The organism is Mycobacterium lentiflavum (assembly GCF_022374895.2).
GTDB lineage: Bacteria > Actinomycetota > Actinomycetes > Mycobacteriales > Mycobacteriaceae > Mycobacterium > Mycobacterium lentiflavum.
This window is the reverse complement of sequence record NZ_CP092423.2, coordinates 312,338-329,132: the sequence shown is the minus strand read 5'-3', so window position 1 is coordinate 329,132 and position 16,795 is coordinate 312,338. Positions and strand designations below refer to the sequence as shown.

Sequence of the window (16,795 nt, the reverse complement as noted above, 5' to 3'; positions counted from 1 at the left end):
TCTGCCCCGATTCGGGGTTGGTACCGCGGTGTACCACAGATCTTTCAGTGTACGGTACTCTGTGGTACCGAACCTGACAAGGGAGCCCCCGACCATGACATCCGCGACGACGGTGACAGACGCGGTGGTCGACGATCCCTTTCGGCTCCGGCTGCTCGACGGTCTTGCGACGTCGATCGGCGAACGCGGCTATCGCGCCAGCACCGTCGCCGACGTGGTACGCCACGCGCGCACGTCCAAGCGCACGTTCTACGACCAATTCGCCAGCAAGGAACAGTGTTTCCTCGAGCTGCTGGCCGCCGACATCGAAAAGCTCGGCGAGAGCATCGCCGCCGCCGTCCAGCCGGAGACCGACTGGCACGACCAGATCCGTCAGGCCGTCGAGGCCTATGTCACCTACATCGAAGCGCGGCCGGCGATTACGTTGAGCTGGATTCGTGAACTTCCCTCGCTGGGACCCATCGGTCGACCGGTGCAGCGTCGCGGGCTACAGCTGTTGTCCGATCTGTTGATCGACCTCAGCGCCAGCCCCGGGTTCCGACGCGCAAAACTGCCGCCCCTGACCGCCCCGCTGGCGGTGATCTTGCTGGGCGGGTTGCGCGAATTGACCGCGCTCGCCGTCGAAGACGGACAGGCCGTCCGCGACATCGTCGAACCGGCGGTCGATGCGTGCATCGCGCTGCTGGGCCCTCGCCACTAGCAGTTAGTCTCGTCGCATGCGGCTATCCACTCGAACCAGCTCAACGGGACCATCACCGAGGTCGATCTCGGAGCGGTGATGGCGGTCGTGAAGGTCAAACTCGACGGCGGCGACCAAATCGTCGCCTCCTCGGTCACCAAGGACGCGGCGCTCGACCTCGGCCTGCGCGTCGGTCAGCCCGCGACGGTGTTCATCAAGTCGACCGAAGTCACGATCGGCGTCGAGTAACTAGAGTTTCAAGAACGCGCGCACCCGGTCCAGCACCAAGTCCGGTCGTTGCGCAATGATCCAGTGGCCGGCACCGTCGACCAGTTCCACCTCGAAATCGCTTATGTGGTCTTCGTATCCGTTGGTAAGGGCGGGCGTGATCACCGGATCCTGCGTACCGGTCAGCCAGCGGACGGGCACGTCGACGCGAGCGTCCGCGTACTGGCCGCGCACCCAGCGCAGCATTTCTCCGGTCTGATAACTGCGGTACCAGCGCGAGCCCGCCTCGGCGTGGCCGGGCTCGCTCATGCATTCGAGGTACAGGCTGGCGCTCTCTTCGGGAATCGAGAACCCGCCACCGACCCAAGGGCCCAACATTCGCATAAACCGCGAGTTGGGATCCTTGAGCAACCGGGGGCCGATGACCGGCAGCGATATCGGAATCTGATACCACAGCCGCCACAGGTTGAGCACCCCCGACGGACTCAACTTCACAAAGGGCGCAACGGTATTGATACCAAAGAAGCCGGTCACCTTCTCCGGATGGCGCAGCATCATGATGAACGCGGTGGGTCCGCCCCAGTCATGGGCGACGAGCTTCACCTTCTCGATGCCCAACTGGTCCAGCACGGCGGCGAGATCCTGCGCCATCTCGACCTTGGTGTAGCGCGAGCGCGGCGCCGAACTCCAGCCCGCACCACGCAGATCCGGACACAGCACCCGGTAGCCATCGGCGGCCAACGGACCGATCAGCTCCTGCCACTCCCACCAGTTCTCCGGGAAGCCGTGTACCAGCATCACGGCCGGCCCGCCGGGCGGGCCGGCGTCGGCGACGTGGATTGTCACTCCGTCGCCGAGTTCTACGTACCGGTGTTCGACTCCGTCCAACGCGGGCATGGTGACCATGCTTGAAAAGCTAGCGCACTGAGCCTAAGCGAGGAACCGCTCGACATACGGAGCGAACCGTTCGCGCAACGCGCTCTCTTGCAGACCAAACATTTCGAACGATGTCTGCACGTTCCCCAACCGGCCACGCTGGTGGCCCGCGAGATAGTCGACGATGGGCTGGCGCGCCTGGTCGGTGAACGGTTCGCCGGCCAGGGCGTAGACCCGCTCGGCGACACCGAGTTCGTCGGCCATGAAGTCGTCGAACCGAATGTCGATCGAACGATCCGGACCGATGATGTCGCGATCACGCACGAGCGCGGTGAGCATCGCATCGAGGCGGTCGATCCAGGAATGGGCGATCTGGGCCACTGGGACCGGGGAGCGGTGCATGCGCGCGGAGTAGGTGATCATCGCAATCATCGAGAGCGCCACCGGTACCGGATCCCGGTGGGTGAACACAACGATGCTGTCGGGAAACACCCGATCCAGCACCCGCACCTGCTCGAGATGCTGAGGTGACTTGAGCAGCCAGCGACGGCCCCCGCGCAGGAACTGCATCGCCTTGAGTTGGGTGGCGAGGTATTCGTAGTGCGGCGTCTGGTCGTGGGCGCGGTAGTAATCGCGCCAGCGCGGCACCTCGCCGAGCGTCTCGAACAGCATCGTGGAGATGTCGTTGGCCAGCAGCTGGATCTCTTCGTGCACGTGATCGGTGGTCATCTCGTGCATCAGCGGGAATAGGGGCATCACCATGTTGACCACCCCGACCGCGACGTCCATTCGCGCCCGGCGCGGATCCGGCTCGACGCCAACCTCATTCGGCAACGGGAACGGCTCGTTGCTTTCCCAGTACGGCATGGTGCGGAAGGTGGGCGGCGCGGCCAGCAAGTTATGCAGGTGCGTGGTGCCGGTGCGGGGCAGCCCGGCGATCACCACCGGCGCGCGCAGTTCGATGTCGTTGATTTCGGGATGCCGGACCAATAGATCGGTCAGCAGTAGCCGGTTCTTGAGCAGCTGCAGCAGTTGCCCGTAGAAGTTGACCACACCGGCGTCGTGCAGCCCGTCGATCTCGCGCAGCGCGGCGAGGTAGACGTCGAGCCGCTCTCGATAGTCGTCGGGCCCGAAGTCGTGCAGGCCGGTGTCGGCGCTGGCCTGCGCGTGCAGCGCGTCGGCATCCAATGGACACTCGGGGGCCAGCATGGCCATCATGTCGAGGATCTGCTGACCCTCGGCGCTGAATCGGGGCAAGGCCAGGTCTTCGATACGAACGTTCACGGCGACTTATGTTACTCTGAGTTTCGTAATGGTAGTGGATTTCGGCCGGCCCCGTGACCCGCGCATCGACGGTGCGGTGCTGCGCGCCACCGTCGAGTTGCTGGCCGAGACCGGTTATCCGGGGCTGTTGGTCTCGGCCATCGCAGAACGCGCCGGCACCAGCAAGCCCGCGATCTACCGCCGCTGGCCCAGCAAGGCGCATCTGGTGCACGAGGCGGTGTTCCCGATCGGCGCCGCGACCGAGATACCCGATACTGGGTCGCTGCCCGGGGATCTACGCGAAATGGTCCGTCGTGCAATGGTTTTCCTGACCACGCCGGCCGCCCGGGCGGCCTTGCCGGGCCTGGTCGGCGAGATGGCGGCCGACCCGACCCTGCACTCGGCGCTGCTGGAGCGCTTCGCCGGCATCACCGGCGGCGGTCTCGGCGCGTTGCTCGACCGCGCCGCGGCTCGCGGCGAACTACGCAGCGACGCAATCGCTTCCGAACTCACCGTCCAAATAACAGATGCCATCGCCGGCATCACCCTGATGGGCCTGCTCACCCGCCCCGACGAACTCAACCCTGAAACCGGGCAAGCCTGGGTAGACCGCACCACCACGTTGCTCCTGAAAGGAATCAGCGCATGACGCACGAATCGACGGCCGCGTTCAAAGAGCTGCTGGCTACCCTCGGCGACCTCGACCGCTCCTTCCTGGAGGGCGACCGCGCGGTGACCGACGACCGCCACGTTGCCGACGGCTACCGCATGCTGGCCACCACCCTGGGCGTCGCCTTTGACACCTACCTGTTCCCCGAGCCCGGTCGCCCGCAGTTCGTCGCCGTGAACACCCCGTTCCGTCGCGATCGCCGGTGGGGTGGCGACAACACCGACGCGTACTACTTCATCTGCCCGGTCGATGAGAAGCGGCGGTATCGCATCAGCGGCAATAAGGGCGACAGCGTGTACTTTTCGGTGACCGCCTACAACGAACCCTCGCCGGGCGCGTGGTCGGATCGGATCGTCGCGATCGTCCGCGACACCGATCTCGACATCGACGCCGACGGTAACTTCGCCTTCGACTTCCCGGCAACGGCCGACGCGGCGGTGCTGATGACCCGTGACTACCAGGCCGACCCGTCGACCGGTCGCCCGGTGACATGGCAGATCGAGGCGCTCGACGAGCCGGAGCCGATCCGGCATGGCGACGCCGAGACCGCGGCCAGTCTGCGTGCGGCCGCGGCGTGGATGCGCACCATGTTCGCCATCGTGCCGCTGGCCGTCGGGACACGAGTCGACGATCAACACGGGTTGGGCCACGAAACCGCGCACGCCGCAAACCAATTCGCCGACCCTTATCAGGTTCCCGATGCCAACTTCGGCTGGTCGGCCCGCGACGCCTGCTACGCCTACGGCAGTTTCGTGCTCGACGAGGACGAGGCGCTGGTCATCACGCACCGCCCGCCGTCGTGCCGGTTCTGGAACCTGGTGGTGTGGAATCAGTTCATGGCCACCTACGGTGACGAGGGTGCGCGCTCGTCGCTCAACAACCACAGCGCCGCGCTCAACAGCGACGGCTCCGTGACGATCGTGTTATCCAAAGGCATACTGGCGCATCCTAATTCACTGACGACGCTTGGCTATCCGCTCGGCAACCTGGCGTTCCGGTGGTTCCTGTCCGACGGGGTGCCGCAGCGGCCCGAGGTGCAACTCGTCAAGGCCATCGACGCCCCGACCGCGGTGTCCTAGGTCTCGCGGACCAGTTCGATCGCGCGGCCCAGCGTCGTGAGCTTGGCATCCAGCGTGTCGCCGGCGGGATAGAGTCGCACGGTGTCGACGCCGGCATCGCGCCATACCGCCAGGCGCGCGCGGACCATCTGCTCGGTGCCGATCAGCGTGGTGCCCAGCACCATGTCGTCGGTCACCAGTGCCGCGGCGCCGTCACGGTCACCGGCCTGCCAGCGCTCACGCACCGCAGCGGCGACATCGGCCCAGCCCTGACGGCTGTAGGCCTGGTTGTAGAAGTTCGTGCTCGACGACCCCATGCCACCGAGGCTGAACGCGAGTTCCTTTTTGCGGCCGGCGATCATGGCGGCCAGGTCGTCTTCGTCGGCGGCGAACGCGACTTCGGCGCCCTGGCAGATGTCGATGTCCGCGCGGGTGCGACCGGCGCCCTCGAGGCCCTCGTCGAGGTGGGCGAAGTACGCCTCGGCCGCGCCCTCGGGCACGAAGCTGGTGCCCAGCCAGCCGTCGGCGATCTGTCCGGTCAACCGCAGCATCGCCGGCGACAGCGTGGCCAGGTAAATCGGGATGGCGTGCTGCGGCGCGTTCGACACCCGCATCGGGACCGCTTCGCCGGGGCGGGGGATCTGAAACTCGTTGCCGGAATGCGAGATCTTGCCCCCGGCGAACACCTGCCGAACGATGTCGACGGTTTCGGAGATTCGGGCGAGCGGCCGGCGGAACGAGACGCCGTGCAGGCCCTCGATGACCTGGGGTCCGGAAGCACCCAGCCCCAGCAGGAAACGCCCATTCGACAGGTTGGACAGCGTGATCGCGGTCTGCGCGACCAGCACCGGCGACCGGGTGCCGACCTGCAGGATGCCGGAGCCAAGCAGCATCGTGTCCGTGCGCGCCGCGAGGTAGCCCAGCGCCGACGGAGCGTCGGCACCCCACGCCTCGGCGACCCAGCACACGTCGAGCCCCAGCTTTTCGGCTTCGACGGCCAGCGTCACCACCTGGCCGGCTTCGTCGCTGCCGCCGGACAACTCGACCGTGGTCGCGGTGCGCATCAGCGCACCCCGTGTTCGGCCAGCCTCTTGATTGCGGCCAGGGTCTTGCTGATCGCGGTCTCGAATTCGCGCATCCGGACGAACACGATCTTCTCCTCTTTGTCCGGCATGGAGTCGATCGCCGATGACAGCCCCGAGCGGCCCGGTCCCATCTGCATCCAGTAGCTCAGGCTGGTGCCGCCGTCCCGGGGTTCCAGCCGGAACCGCCAGGTCGCCGACGGATACTCGGCATCGCCGACCGCCCAGGCGAATTCGCGCTGCTGCTCGCAAGCGACGATGTAGGAGGTGGTGCTCCATTCGCCGAACGCGTCGTGTTGATTGTGGCCGACAAAGCGGGCACCCAGCTTGGGCCGGTCGGCGCCGCCGGCCCACTCCACGGACTGCAGCTCGTTGCTGAAGGTCGGCATCAGCTTGATATCGGAGACCAGATTCCAGACGCGGGCCGGATCGGCGTCAATCCACGTCGAAACTTCGACGGTCGGCTTGTCGGCATAACGCGCTCCGGTCCACTCCACGCCGCCCATTGTCCCCCACCGGGGGGCGTCTCAGGCCGCGACGGGCTCGCGATCGGCTGGCTTGTCGGCCTTGATCTTCGGCAGCAACGACGTCAGCTTGCCCGGGTCCGGGAAGGTCAGTCTGACGATCTTGCGCACCACGGTGCCGAACTGCTGCAGCAACGGCCCCTTGTTGTAGGGGATTCCATAGCGCTCGCAGATCTCTTGCACCTCGGGCGCGATGTCGGCATACCGGCGGGCCGGCATGTCGGGGAACAAGTGATGCTCGATCTGGTGTGACAGGTTGCCGGACAGCAGGTGGAAGATCGAGCCGCCGGTCAGGTTGGCCGAGCCCAGCACCTGGCGGAAGTACCACTGGCCGCGGGACTCGTCCTGGGTCTCCTCGACGGTGAATTCCTGGGTCCCGTCCGGGAAATGCCCGCAGAAGATGATCATGTACGACCACACGTTGCGCATCAGGTTGGCCGTCATGTTGCCGGTGAAGACGAACGGGGCGAACGGGCCGGCCAGCAGCGGGAACGCGACGTAGTCCTTGAGGGTCTGGCGCTTCGTCTTCTTCCAGATCTCCTTCAGGGTGTCCTTCTTGTCCCAGACCCGGATCTCACCGGAGCGGATCTTCTCGGTCTCCAACTCGTGCAGCGCGACGCCGTACTGGAACAGCACCATCAGCAGGAACGCATACAGCGGGTTACCGATGAAGTAGGGCGTCCATTTCTGGTCTTCGCTCATCCGGATGATGCCGTAGCCGATGTCGCGGTCCATCCCGACGATGTTGGTGTGGGTGTGGTGCATGTAGTTGTGCGAATGCCGCCACTGGTCGGCCGGGCACGCGGTGTCCCACTCGAACGAGCGCCCGGAGATGTTCGGGTCGCGCATCCAGTCGTACTGGCCGTGCATGATGTTGTGGCCGATCTCCATGTTGTCCAGGATTTTGGCGACGCCCAGCATCGCGGTGCCCAGCAGCCAAGCCGGCGGCAGGAACAGCAGAGCGCGTCCGCCGACTTCCAGTGCCCGCTGAGTCTTGATGACGCGGCGGATGTAATCGGCGTCTGCTGCGCCGAGGTCGGCCATCACGCGATCCCGGATGGCGTCGAGCTCACGGCCGAACGCGTCGGCCTGCTCGGGGGTAAGGGTGATCTTGTCGGGTGACATGAGAACTCCTTCCGAGGTCTACCGCGACTGTGAATTTGACGACGCGACACGCCGTGTGGCCGTCGCCAGATTCACACTCGCGCGCATCTTTTGGCTTAAAGGGATAGATCGACGTCGCCGACCGGAACGGATACGCAGATCTGGATGTCTTCGTCTGCGGCGGTGGAGACCGCGCCGGTGGTGAGGCTGCGCACGGTGCCGGAGACCTTCCGGCGGGTGCACGTGTGGCAGATGCCCATCCGGCATCCGTTCTCCGGCGTTAGGCCGGCCGACTCGGCCTGCTCGAGCAGCGACCGGCCGTCATCGATGACGTCAATGCCGCTGTCCGCGAACGTGATTCGACCGCCAGACGGGTTCGATGGAGCCGTGACTACCGGCGGCACGAAGCTCTCGGTGTACACGTTGTCGCAGTGCTCGCGGACGGCGTCGACCAAAGCTGTTGGGCCGCAGACGAATACCGCATCTGGCGAGGGCATGGCCGCGGCCAGATGCTGCGGCCCGAAGCGGCCGGTCAGGTCTCCGGCGCCCGATCGGGTGTAGCCGTGCAGCACCCGCACCCCGGGCATCGCGGCGAGCTCGTCGCGGTAGCAGGCTTCGGCCGGGGTGCGCGCGTAGTGGACGAACGCGATTTCACCCCGTTGATTTTGCAATTGACCCTCGGCGACCAGGGTGCGCAGCATCGCCATGACGGGCGTGATGCCACTGCCGCCGGAGACGAACAGAATCCGCCGCGGGCTTTCGGACGAGCCGGGCGACGGCAAGACGAAGTCGCCGCCGACCCCGGTCAGCCCCACCACCATCCCGCGGCGGGCCTGCTCGTAGAGGTAGTTGGACACCAGCCCGCCGTCATGGCGGCCGACGGTCAACTCGAGGGTCGCGCTGCCTTCGGCGTTGGCCGGTGAATAGCAGCGGATGTGCCGGCGTCCGTCGATTTCGATGGCGACGTTGACGTACTGACCGGCCTTGCAGGCGTTGGCGGAGGTGAACCGCTCGTTGGGAGCGAGGATGAGCGTGACGCTGCGCGGCGTCGTGCGGCGCACGTCGACGACCTTGGCGCGGGCTTCGCCCTGGGTCCAGGTTCGGTCTACCAGCTCGGTATAGCGGTCGACACCGTGCGGGCCGGTAAGGAGGTCAACCAGGTCGGAACCGAGGACGCGGTTGCGCACAGTCTGGGCGAAGCTTCGACGGGAGGTCTGACTTCTTTGAGTGAACATGTGTACACCGTGCGGCCTGTGGGTGCAGCTAGTCAAGGGTTTCCGCAGCTCTGTGGTAGGCTTCACACAGTGAACGGTCGTACTCCTAGCTCACGGCCGCACCGTTCTAGCCGCGAGCGCTCCCGGGAAAGCCCGTCGCGGGAAGAGCGGAAGGAAGCCACTAGGCGCGCCATCATCGCCGCGGCACTCAAGCTGCTGCAAGACCGCAGCTTTTCTGCCCTGAGCCTGCGCGAGGTCACCCGCGAGGTCGGCATCGTGCCCGCGGCGTTCTATCGGCACTTCGAGTCGATGGAAGCGCTCGGGCTGGTGCTCATCGACGAGTCGTTTCGCAGCCTGCGCGACACCCTGCGCGACGCGCGCGCCGGCAAGCTCGATCCGAACCGGGTGATCGAGTCGTCCGTCGAGATCCTGATCGCCAGCGTCGCCGACCGGCGCGAGCACTGGCGTCTGATAGGCCGCGAACGCAACAGCGGGCTGAGCGTGCTGCGCTATGCGATCCGCACCGAGATCCGGCTGATCACCTCGGAGCTGGCCACCGACCTGGCACGCTTCCCGGGCCTCAACGCCTGGAGCACCGAGGATCTCAATGTGCTGGCGACGCTGTTCGTCAACTCGATGATCGTGATCGCCGAGGCGATCGAAGACGCCCAGACCGCCGAGGCGCTCGAAGACATTCGGCGGATCGCCGTCAAGCAGTTGCGCATGATCGCCATCGGTATCGCCGGCTGGCGCAGCAACCCTTGACCCTTAGCGGGGTTCGCGCCACATCGCCCACAGCGGTGGGCCGCCGCCCGGCAGTGGCATTTCCTGCGTGACCTCAAAGCCGAAACGCAGGTAGTACGGCACGTTTTCGGGCTTACTCGACTCGAGATAGGCCGGGCAGTGCTCGGCATCGCAGCGGTCCAGCCGCGACCGCATCAACGCCTGGCCATAGCCCTGGCCGCGGACCGTCGGGTCGCTGCCGATCGCGGCCAGATACCAGTGCGGCTCTTCGGGATGCTCGCGCTTCATCATTTCCTGGACGTCGCGTGCCATCCCGGTCCGCAACCCGAACACCCTCAAAAAAGCCGGCGTCATCGCGAACTGGGCCCAGCGGGATTCCTGCCACTGACCGGGCGGATCCCACAGTGCAGCCGCGCCGATGCCGGATCCGTTGTCGGCCACCTCGACGCCGCCACGGGGCAGATGATGGTGCCGGGTCATGGCGGTAAACATGCGCATCAGGTGCGTGGTCCGAGTCATGCTGTTGGGAAACAACCAGGCCATCACCGGGTCGTCGAAGAAGGCACGGCTCAGGGTGGCAGACAACTCACGGAGGTCGGCTTTGTGCGCCGGACGTGCCTGGGGGGCCATCCCGTCAGGCTAATGGCAAACCGGCTCAGAGCGAACAATCCGGCAACACCATGATGCAGCCCGCAATCGCGGCAGATTGCGCAGATGGCGCAGATGGCGATCGAAAGCCGCCGGCGCTGACCGTGGATGCGAGCCAGCCCATAAACTCTGCATATGACGGTGCAGGCGGCGGGTACCCCGAGGCGATGACCGGACTTTCACGGCGGACATTCGGGCAGATCGCGACCGGCGTGGGTGTGCTCGGCGCCGGCGCGTTGGCCGCGGGATGTTCGAGCGAACATCGTGGTCCCACCAGTAATCCGCCGCCGGTGACCAAGGGTGTGGGAATCACGCTGTCGCACGAGCAATTTCGGACTGACCAGCTGGTGTTGCAGGCCCAGGCCGCCGAAAAGGCGGGCTTCCAATACGTCTGGGCCAGCGACCATATCCAGCCGTGGCAGGACAACGAGGGCCACTCCATGTTCCCGTGGCTGACGCTGGCGCTGGTGGGCAACAGCACCAGCCGCATCTCCTTCGGCACCGGCGTCACGTGTCCGACCTACCGCTACCACCCGGCAACGGTGGCACAGGCGTTCGCGTCGCTGGCGATCCTGAGTCCGGGCCGGGTGTTCTTGGGCCTCGGGACCGGCGAGCGGCTCAACGAGCAGGCCACTACCAACATGTGGGGCAAATATCCCGAGCGTCACGACCGGCTGGTCGAGGCGATCCAACTGATCCGCCAACTGTGGTCTGGGGAACGAATCTCGTTCGCGGGCCGCTACTTTCAGACCAACTCGCTGAAGCTCTACGACATACCACCGAACCCGCCGCCCATCTTCGTGGCCGCCAGCGGACCCAAAAGCGCAAGGCTGGCAGGGCAATACGGTGACGGCTGGATCACTCAATCCCGCGATCTGATCAAACCCAAACTGTTGGCCGCGCTCAACGACGGCGCCCACGCCGCCGGGCGCGATCCCGCGACGTTAGGCAAGCGCGCCGAATTGTTCGCCGTCGTCGGCGAAGCCGAGGAGGCCGCCCGCACGGCTGCGTTGTGGCGATTTACCGCCGGGGCCGCCGATCAACCCAATCCGGTCGAGATTCAGCGCGCCGCCGAGGCGAACCCGATCGAGAAAGTGCTGGCCAACTGGACGGTCGGCACCGATCCCGCCACCCACGTCACCGCCGTACAGTGGGTTCTCGACGGCGGCGCCATCCCGTTTCTACACTTCCCGCAGGGCGACCCCATCGCCGCGATCAACTTCTATCGCGACTACGTCCTGCCCAAGCTGCACTAGGCTGTTTTCGCTGCATACGTCGGTTACGCTGTGGCGCAACATGTTGCGCTTTCCGCGGGTTTCGTGCGGCGGGCACCCGGTACAAGCCGCGCGTCAGATCGTGCAGAATGCGATCTCATGGATCCTTCGCAGCTGAACGCCAGGCATGAGCTGGCCGTCCGCATGGCCGAGCTTGCCCGCGCAATTGCCACCCCGCGGGGACTCGACCAGGTTCTCAGGGACGTAACCGAGACAGCGGTGGAATTGATACCGGGAGCCGACGTCGCGGGAGTCTTGCTGGTGAAGAAGGCCGGAGAGTTCGAGTCCCTTGCCGACACCGATGACTTGGCCGGACAGCTCGACAAACTCCAGCAGGATTTCGGCGAAGGACCCTGCGCCGAGGCGGCGCTTCAAGAGACGATTGTTCGCGCCGACGACCTGCGTAGCGAGACACGGTGGCCGCGATACGCACCGGCGGCCGTGCGGCTCGGTGTCCTCAGCGGCCTGTCATTCAAGCTGTACACGGCGGACCGGACGGCCGGCGCGCTGAACTTGTTCGGCTTCCAGGCGGGGGTGTGGGATACCGAGGCGGAAACCATTGGATCGGTGCTGGCCGCGCATGCTGCCGCGGCGATCCTGGCGGAGCGTCACGGAGAACACATGCAATCAGCACTGTCGTCCAGGGACCGCATTGGCCAGGCCAAGGGCATCATCATGGAACGCTACGGCGTGGACGACGTGCGCGCGTTCGACATGCTGGTGCTGTTATCTCAGGAGCAACAAACAAAACTCGTCGACATAGCAGAGCGGGTGATAGAAACCCGCGGCGCCGGCGACTGAGTTTGGTCGGCGCGATCCCCCTTCAACGCCCACTACGACGGACCGCATCTACGATGAGGTAGCCCTTCTGGGCTTTCTCTAAGATGCCGGTGCGACGGTGCACCGGGGAATGGGTGGCCACGGTGTGGGACTTCGAAACGGACCCGGAATACCAGGCGAAGCTGGACTGGGTCGAAAAGTTCATGGTCGACGAGCTGGAACCGCTCGACCTGGTCGCCCTTGATCCGTACGACAAGAAGAACGCCGAGATGATGCGCATCCTGCGGCCGTTGCAGCAGCAGGTGAAGGATCAAGGCCTGTGGGCGGCGCATCTGGGCCCCGAACTCGGCGGCCAGGGCTTCGGCCAGGTCAAGCTCGCGCTGCTCAACGAAATTCTCGGGCGCTCCCGCTGGGCGCCGTCCGTGTTCGGCTGCCAGGCGCCGGATTCCGGCAATGCCGAAATTCTTGCGCTGTTCGGCACCGACGAACAGAAAGCGCGTTATCTGCAGCCCCTGCTCGACGGCGAGATCTCCTCGTGTTATTCGATGACCGAACCGCAGGGCGGCTCCGATCCCGGCATGTTCGTGACGTCGGCCACCCGCGACGGTGACGATTGGGTCATCAACGGAGAGAAGTGGTTCTCCTCCAACGCCAAGCATGCGTCGTTCTTCATCGTCATGGCCGTCACCAAGCCCGACGCCCGGACGTACGACAAGATGTCGCTGTTCATCGTTCCGGGCGAGACGCCGGGGATCGAGATCATCCGCAACGTCGGGGTCGGCGGCGAGTCGAAGCACGGTTCGCATGGCTACGTCCGTTATAACGACGTGCGAGTGCCGGCCGATCACGTGCTGGGCGGTGAGGGATCGGCGTTCATGATCGCACAGACCCGCCTCGGCGGCGGTCGCGTCCACCACGCGATGCGCACGATCGCATTGGCGCGCAAGGCTTTTGACATGATGTGCGAGCGCGCCGTGTCACGCAAGACCAGGCATGGCCATCTCGGCGATTTCCAGATGACGCAGGAGAAGATCGCCGACAGCTGGATCCAGATCGAGCAGTTCCGGCTGCTGGTGCTGCGCACCGCGTGGCTGATCGACAAGCATCACGACTATCAGAAGGTGCGCCGCGACATCGCCGCGGTGAAGGTGGCGATGCCCCAGGTGCTGCACGATGTCGCGCAGCGCGCCCTGCACCTGCACGGCGCTCTTGGAGTCTCCGACGAGATGCCGTTCGTCAAGATGCTGGTGGCCGCCGAGTCACTGGGCATCGCCGACGGCGCCACCGAGCTACACAAGATGACCGTGGCTCGCCGCACCCTGCGTGAATACCAGCCTGTGACAACGCCTTTCCCATCGGCTCACATACCGACCCGGCGTGCGGAAGCCGAGGCCCGCCTAGCCGAACGACTGGAGCACGCGATCGCCGAGTTCTAACGGCTGCGTTCTGGCCGAGCGCGACGTCAGCAGATGTAGCGAACGATGCTTTCGGCCACACAGGCCGGCTTCGGCGACCCGTCGATCTCGACGGTGGTGGACACGATCGCCTGGACGGCGCCGCCCCCGACGTCCTCGACCGAGACCAGCGAACTGGTCGCCCGTACCTTCGAGCCCACCGGCACCGGGGCGGGAAAGCGAACCTTGTTCAGTCCGTAGTTGATTGCGAGCTTGACGCCCTTGACGGTGTACATGTCGTGTTGCATCCGCGGCAGCAGCGACAGCGTCATATAACCGTGAGCGATGGTCTTACCGAAGGGACCTGCGGCCGCCCGTTCGGGGTCGACGTGGATCCATTGGTGGTCGCCGGTCGCGTCGGCGAAGAGGTTGACGTCTTCCTGAGTGATGGTCACCCAGTCGCTTTGCCCGATGGTCTCCCCCGCGGCGGCGGCGAGGTCGGCGACTGACTCGAAGGTACGCATGCTTTCTCCTCTGCTCGCGGGTAAGCATAGAACTCGTGAGGCTGCTGCTGATTGCCGATACCCACGTGCCGAAACGCGCCCGCGATCTGCCGGCCCCGGTGTGGCAGGAAGTCGAGCGGTCGGACGTCGTCATCCATGCCGGCGACTGGATTGCGGTCGAATTGCTCGACGAGCTGGAATCCAGGGCCGCGCGCCTGGTCGGCTGCTGGGGTAACAACGACGGGCCGCAGTTGCGGGCGCGACTGCCCGAACGAGCGGACGTGACGTTGGCGGGCGTGCGGTTCACCGTCGTGCACGAAACCGGCGCGGCATCCGGCCGCGAGGCCCGGATGTCGCGGCTCTATCCCGATACCGACGTGCTGGTCTTCGGGCACAGCCACATCCCCTGGGATACCACGGCCCCGACCGGACTACGCCTGCTCAACCCCGGCTCACCGACGGATCGCCGCCGCCAACCGTTCTGCAGCTACATGACGACCAGCATCGATGACGGTGCAGTGACCGACGTCATGCTGCACCAGCTCGAGAAGTAGCTCAGGGAAAGGCCCTACACAGCTCGCACACATATATAGCTCGTAAACAGAGGTATATATGCAAGCACTGAGATCACACACCGACCTGGTCGCCGACGTGTTCGGCGTCGTCGGCCGATTCCGCCGCCAGCTGCGCCGCTCGGCCGGCCGGGGACTCGACTCCGCCCGGTTCACCGAGTCACAGTCGGAGCTGCTCTGGCTGGTCGGCCGCCGCCCGGGCATCTCGGTCCGCGCAGCGGCGGCCGAACTCGGGCTGGTCCCCAACACCGCGTCGACGATGGTCTCCAAGTTGGTGGCCAACGGTTCGCTGATCCGGACCGTTGACGGGACCGACCGTCGCGCCTGCCAACTACGGCTCGCCGAGCCCACCCAGCAGATCGTCGACGCGTCGCGAGCCACCCGGCGCGCGCTGCTGTCCGAGGTGCTGCAAGAACTCAATGACGACCAAATCGATTCTCTGACAAAGGGGTTAGAGGTTCTCGACCTGGTGTCCCGCAGCTTACAGGAGAGATGATGACGAAATTACCGATGGCGATCGACTGCCGGCACCTGACCTTCCACTACGGCCAATTCACCGCTGTCGACGACCTGACACTTAAAGTACGGCCCGGCGAGACGATGGGTCTGCTGGGACCCAACGGCGCCGGTAAGACGACGCTGGTGCGGATGCTCACCACGCTGACCCCTGTGCAGCACGGCGAGTTGCGCATCTTCGGGATGGACTCCCGGCGCGAGACCGTCGACATCCGCAGCAATATTGGCTATGTCCCGCAACAGCTTTCGATCGAGCCCGCCCTGACGGGCCGGCAGAACGTGGAATGGTTCGCCCGGCTCTACGGCGTATCGCGCGCCGAGCGCGCCGACCGGGTCGGGCAGGCGCTGGACGCGATGGAGCTGCTCGAGGTGGCCGACCGGCTGGCGGGCACCTACTCCGGCGGCATGGTACGCCGTCTGGAGGTGGCGCAGGCGCTGGTCAATCGCCCGTCGCTGCTCGTGCTCGACGAGCCGACGGTGGGACTGGACCCGATCGCGCGCGACGGCGTGTGGAATCAGGTGCAGAGCATGCAGGCCCAGTTCGGCATGACCGTGCTGCTGACCACGCACTACATGGAGGAAGCCGACGCCCTCTGCGACCGCGTCGCGCTGATGCATCGCGGCGTCCTGCGCGCCGTGGGCACGCCCACCGAGCTGAAGTCGAAGGTGTCGCCCGGCGCGACGCTCGAGGATGTTTTCCGCCACTACGCGTCCACGGACCTGCACGGCGACTCGTCCGATGCAGCCAGGTCCGACTTCCGCGAAATCCGGTCCAGCAGAAAGGTTGCCAGCCGTGCCAGTTGATCACACCTGCGAAATACCGGCCACGACGCTGGTGCGCGCGCCGCGCGGATGGCAGCGGGTCAGCGCGACGTTCGGCCGCGTCGGCGCGTTCGCGATCGTCGAACTGCAGAAGCTGCAGCACGACCGCACCGAGCTCGTCACCCGGATGGTGCAGCCGGCACTGTGGCTGCTGATCTTCGGGACGACATTCAGCAAGTTGCATGTCATCAACACCGGATCGGTGTCCTATCTGGCCTTCCTGGCCCCGGGCATCATCGCGCAGTCGGCGCTGTTCATCTCGATTTTCTATGGCATCCAGATCATTTGGGACCGCGACGCGGGCGTGCTGTCCAAACTGATGGTGACGCCGGCACCTGCGTCGGCGCTGATCACTGGTAAGGCGTTCGCGGCGGGTGTGCGCTCGGTCGCCCAAGTCGTCGGCGTGCTGGCGCTGGCTTACCTGATGCGCATCGGCCTGACCGTCAACCCGCTGCGCATTCTGGCGGCCATGGCCACCGTGATGCTCGGCGCGGCGTTCTTCGCCTGCCTGTCGATGACGCTGGCCGGGCTGGTCCGCAATCGCGATCGCCTGATGGGTATCGGGCAAGCCATCACGATGCCGTTGTTCTTCGCGTCGAACGCGCTGTACCCGGTCGACGCGATGCCGTCATGGCTGCGTGTGCTGAGCACCGTCAACCCGCTGAGCTACGAGGTCGACGCGCTGCGCGGGCTGTTGATCGGCACTCCGCTGAACCCGTCGGACTTCGTCGTGCTGATCGTGGCGGCGCTGCTTGGAATTGCAACGGCCTCAACACTTTTGCGCCGCCTCGTCGCATAGGCAGTAGCGCATACGCTAGCGCATTGCAAGAGGACCGGATGGTTC

General features: G+C 65.6%; 19 protein-coding genes and 1 pseudogene. 12 read left to right on the top strand and 8 right to left on the bottom strand.

Annotated elements, in window-relative coordinates; genetic code table 11:
* Positions 1–94: 94 nt before the first annotated feature.
* Together MJO58_RS01585 and MJO58_RS01580 are read left to right on the top strand one after the other, a co-directional pair.
* Positions 95–700: a TetR/AcrR family transcriptional regulator gene (locus tag MJO58_RS01585; RefSeq protein WP_090598420.1), complete on the top strand. Its 606-nt coding sequence runs from the start codon at positions 95–97 to the stop codon at positions 698–700.
* A gap of 16 nt (positions 701–716) precedes the next feature.
* A pseudogene (locus MJO58_RS01580) lies at positions 717–928 on the top strand (TOBE domain-containing protein).
* On the opposite strand, the gene MJO58_RS01575 reads toward MJO58_RS01580, so the two are convergent.
* Entirely contained in the window at positions 929–1,813 is an 885-nt protein-coding gene (locus MJO58_RS01575) for an alpha/beta fold hydrolase (RefSeq protein WP_239721816.1), read from the bottom strand.
* A gap of 24 nt (positions 1,814–1,837) precedes the next feature.
* Complete coding sequence (locus MJO58_RS01570; protein ID WP_239721815.1) at positions 1,838–3,067, bottom strand: sulfotransferase family protein; 1,230 nt, start codon at positions 3,065–3,067, stop codon at positions 1,838–1,840.
* Positions 3,068–3,095: 28 nt separating this feature from the next.
* On the opposite strand from MJO58_RS01570, the gene MJO58_RS01565 reads away from it, so the two are divergent.
* On the top strand, positions 3,096–3,695 hold the full coding sequence (locus MJO58_RS01565) for a TetR/AcrR family transcriptional regulator (protein ID WP_090598414.1): 600 nt from the start codon (positions 3,096–3,098) through the stop codon (positions 3,693–3,695).
* Entirely contained in the window at positions 3,692–4,795 is a 1,104-nt protein-coding gene (locus MJO58_RS01560) for a DUF1214 domain-containing protein (RefSeq protein ID WP_239721814.1), read from the top strand. The genes MJO58_RS01565 and MJO58_RS01560 overlap by 4 nt, the downstream gene beginning before the upstream one ends.
* Here the strand turns inward: MJO58_RS01560 and MJO58_RS01555 are convergent.
* The 4 genes from MJO58_RS01555 to MJO58_RS01540 form a co-directional block, all read right to left on the bottom strand.
* Positions 4,792–5,838: an LLM class flavin-dependent oxidoreductase gene (locus MJO58_RS01555; protein ID WP_090598410.1), complete on the bottom strand. Its 1,047-nt coding sequence runs from the start codon at positions 5,836–5,838 to the stop codon at positions 4,792–4,794. The two genes, MJO58_RS01560 and MJO58_RS01555, sit on opposite strands and share 4 nt — an antisense overlap.
* A complete protein-coding gene (locus tag MJO58_RS01550) occupies positions 5,838–6,362 on the bottom strand; it encodes an SRPBCC family protein (RefSeq protein ID WP_239721813.1) in 525 nt (174 codons plus the stop codon). The genes MJO58_RS01555 and MJO58_RS01550 overlap by 1 nt, the downstream gene beginning before the upstream one ends.
* A gap of 21 nt (positions 6,363–6,383) precedes the next feature.
* The gene (locus MJO58_RS01545) at positions 6,384–7,505 is read right to left on the bottom strand and encodes a fatty acid desaturase family protein (protein WP_239721812.1); all 1,122 of its coding nucleotides are present in this window, start codon (positions 7,503–7,505) and stop codon (positions 6,384–6,386) included.
* Between the two features lie 95 nt (positions 7,506–7,600).
* Positions 7,601–8,719, bottom strand: coding sequence for a flavin reductase family protein (locus tag MJO58_RS01540; protein ID WP_239721811.1), 1,119 nt, complete (start codon positions 8,717–8,719; stop codon positions 7,601–7,603).
* Positions 8,720–8,788: 69 nt separating this feature from the next.
* On the opposite strand from MJO58_RS01540, the gene MJO58_RS01535 reads away from it, so the two are divergent.
* Positions 8,789–9,463 (top strand): TetR family transcriptional regulator, encoded by a 675-nt coding sequence (locus tag MJO58_RS01535; protein ID WP_090598406.1) that lies wholly within the window; start codon positions 8,789–8,791, stop codon positions 9,461–9,463.
* 3 nt (positions 9,464–9,466) lie between these two features.
* Here MJO58_RS01535 and MJO58_RS01530 read toward each other — a convergent pair whose 3' ends face one another.
* The gene (locus MJO58_RS01530) at positions 9,467–10,072 is read right to left on the bottom strand and encodes a GNAT family N-acetyltransferase (protein WP_090598404.1); all 606 of its coding nucleotides are present in this window, start codon (positions 10,070–10,072) and stop codon (positions 9,467–9,469) included.
* 185 nt (positions 10,073–10,257) lie between these two features.
* Between MJO58_RS01530 and MJO58_RS01525 the strand changes: the two genes are divergently transcribed.
* The 3 genes from MJO58_RS01525 (at position 10,258) to MJO58_RS01515 (ending at position 13,580) form a co-directional block, all read left to right on the top strand.
* On the top strand, positions 10,258–11,346 hold the full coding sequence (locus MJO58_RS01525; RefSeq protein ID WP_239721810.1) for a F420-dependent hydroxymycolic acid dehydrogenase: 1,089 nt from the start codon (positions 10,258–10,260) through the stop codon (positions 11,344–11,346).
* A gap of 117 nt (positions 11,347–11,463) precedes the next feature.
* Entirely contained in the window at positions 11,464–12,165 is a 702-nt protein-coding gene (locus MJO58_RS01520) for a GAF and ANTAR domain-containing protein (protein ID WP_239721809.1), read from the top strand.
* A 122-nt stretch (positions 12,166–12,287) separates the two neighbouring features.
* Positions 12,288–13,580, top strand: coding sequence for an acyl-CoA dehydrogenase family protein (locus tag MJO58_RS01515; RefSeq protein ID WP_217493164.1), 1,293 nt, complete (start codon positions 12,288–12,290; stop codon positions 13,578–13,580).
* A 26-nt stretch (positions 13,581–13,606) separates the two neighbouring features.
* On the opposite strand, the gene MJO58_RS01510 is transcribed toward MJO58_RS01515, so the two are convergent.
* A complete protein-coding gene (locus MJO58_RS01510; RefSeq protein ID WP_090598399.1) occupies positions 13,607–14,062 on the bottom strand; it encodes a MaoC family dehydratase in 456 nt (151 codons plus the stop codon).
* A 35-nt stretch (positions 14,063–14,097) separates the two neighbouring features.
* Here MJO58_RS01510 and MJO58_RS01505 point away from each other — a divergent pair, with 35 nt between their 5' ends.
* Genes MJO58_RS01505 through MJO58_RS01490 form a run of 4 tightly spaced genes read left to right on the top strand, consistent with a single transcriptional unit; the run spans position 14,098 to position 16,750 of the window.
* Positions 14,098–14,595 carry a metallophosphoesterase family protein gene (locus MJO58_RS01505; protein ID WP_090598397.1) on the top strand — a complete coding sequence of 166 codons (498 nt, stop codon included), beginning with the start codon at positions 14,098–14,100 and terminating at the stop codon, positions 14,593–14,595.
* 58 nt (positions 14,596–14,653) lie between these two features.
* Entirely contained in the window at positions 14,654–15,109 is a 456-nt protein-coding gene (locus tag MJO58_RS01500) for a MarR family winged helix-turn-helix transcriptional regulator (RefSeq protein WP_239721808.1), read from the top strand.
* Positions 15,106–15,933 (top strand): ATP-binding cassette domain-containing protein, encoded by an 828-nt coding sequence (locus MJO58_RS01495; protein WP_090598394.1) that lies wholly within the window; start codon positions 15,106–15,108, stop codon positions 15,931–15,933. The genes MJO58_RS01500 and MJO58_RS01495 overlap by 4 nt, the downstream gene beginning before the upstream one ends.
* Positions 15,923–16,750 (top strand): ABC transporter permease, encoded by an 828-nt coding sequence (locus MJO58_RS01490; RefSeq protein ID WP_239721807.1) that lies wholly within the window; start codon positions 15,923–15,925, stop codon positions 16,748–16,750. The genes MJO58_RS01495 and MJO58_RS01490 overlap by 11 nt, the downstream gene beginning before the upstream one ends.
* Positions 16,751–16,795 lie beyond the last annotated feature (45 nt).

Bases quoted from the DNA above. Each gene is read 5' to 3' on its own strand.
- MJO58_RS01585 (WP_090598420.1), top strand. From the start codon at position 95: ATGACATCCGCGACGACGGTGACAGACGCGGTGGTCGACGATCCCTTT.
- MJO58_RS01575 (WP_239721816.1), bottom strand. From the start codon at position 1,813: ATGGTCACCATGCCCGCGTTGGACGGAGTCGAACACCGGTACGTAGAA.
- MJO58_RS01565 (WP_090598414.1), top strand. From the start codon at position 3,096: ATGGTAGTGGATTTCGGCCGGCCCCGTGACCCGCGCATCGACGGTGCG.
- MJO58_RS01560 (WP_239721814.1), top strand. From the start codon at position 3,692: ATGACGCACGAATCGACGGCCGCGTTCAAAGAGCTGCTGGCTACCCTC.
- MJO58_RS01555 (WP_090598410.1), bottom strand. From the start codon at position 5,838: ATGCGCACCGCGACCACGGTCGAGTTGTCCGGCGGCAGCGACGAAGCC.
- MJO58_RS01550 (WP_239721813.1), bottom strand. From the start codon at position 6,362: ATGGGCGGCGTGGAGTGGACCGGAGCGCGTTATGCCGACAAGCCGACC.
- MJO58_RS01545 (WP_239721812.1), bottom strand. From the start codon at position 7,505: ATGTCACCCGACAAGATCACCCTTACCCCCGAGCAGGCCGACGCGTTC.
- MJO58_RS01540 (WP_239721811.1), bottom strand. From the start codon at position 8,719: ATGTTCACTCAAAGAAGTCAGACCTCCCGTCGAAGCTTCGCCCAGACT.
- MJO58_RS01530 (WP_090598404.1), bottom strand. From the start codon at position 10,072: ATGGCCCCCCAGGCACGTCCGGCGCACAAAGCCGACCTCCGTGAGTTG.
- MJO58_RS01525 (WP_239721810.1), top strand. From the start codon at position 10,258: ATGACCGGACTTTCACGGCGGACATTCGGGCAGATCGCGACCGGCGTG.
- MJO58_RS01520 (WP_239721809.1), top strand. From the start codon at position 11,464: ATGGATCCTTCGCAGCTGAACGCCAGGCATGAGCTGGCCGTCCGCATG.
- MJO58_RS01510 (WP_090598399.1), bottom strand. From the start codon at position 14,062: ATGCGTACCTTCGAGTCAGTCGCCGACCTCGCCGCCGCCGCGGGGGAG.
- MJO58_RS01500 (WP_239721808.1), top strand. From the start codon at position 14,654: ATGCAAGCACTGAGATCACACACCGACCTGGTCGCCGACGTGTTCGGC.
- MJO58_RS01495 (WP_090598394.1), top strand. From the start codon at position 15,106: ATGATGACGAAATTACCGATGGCGATCGACTGCCGGCACCTGACCTTC.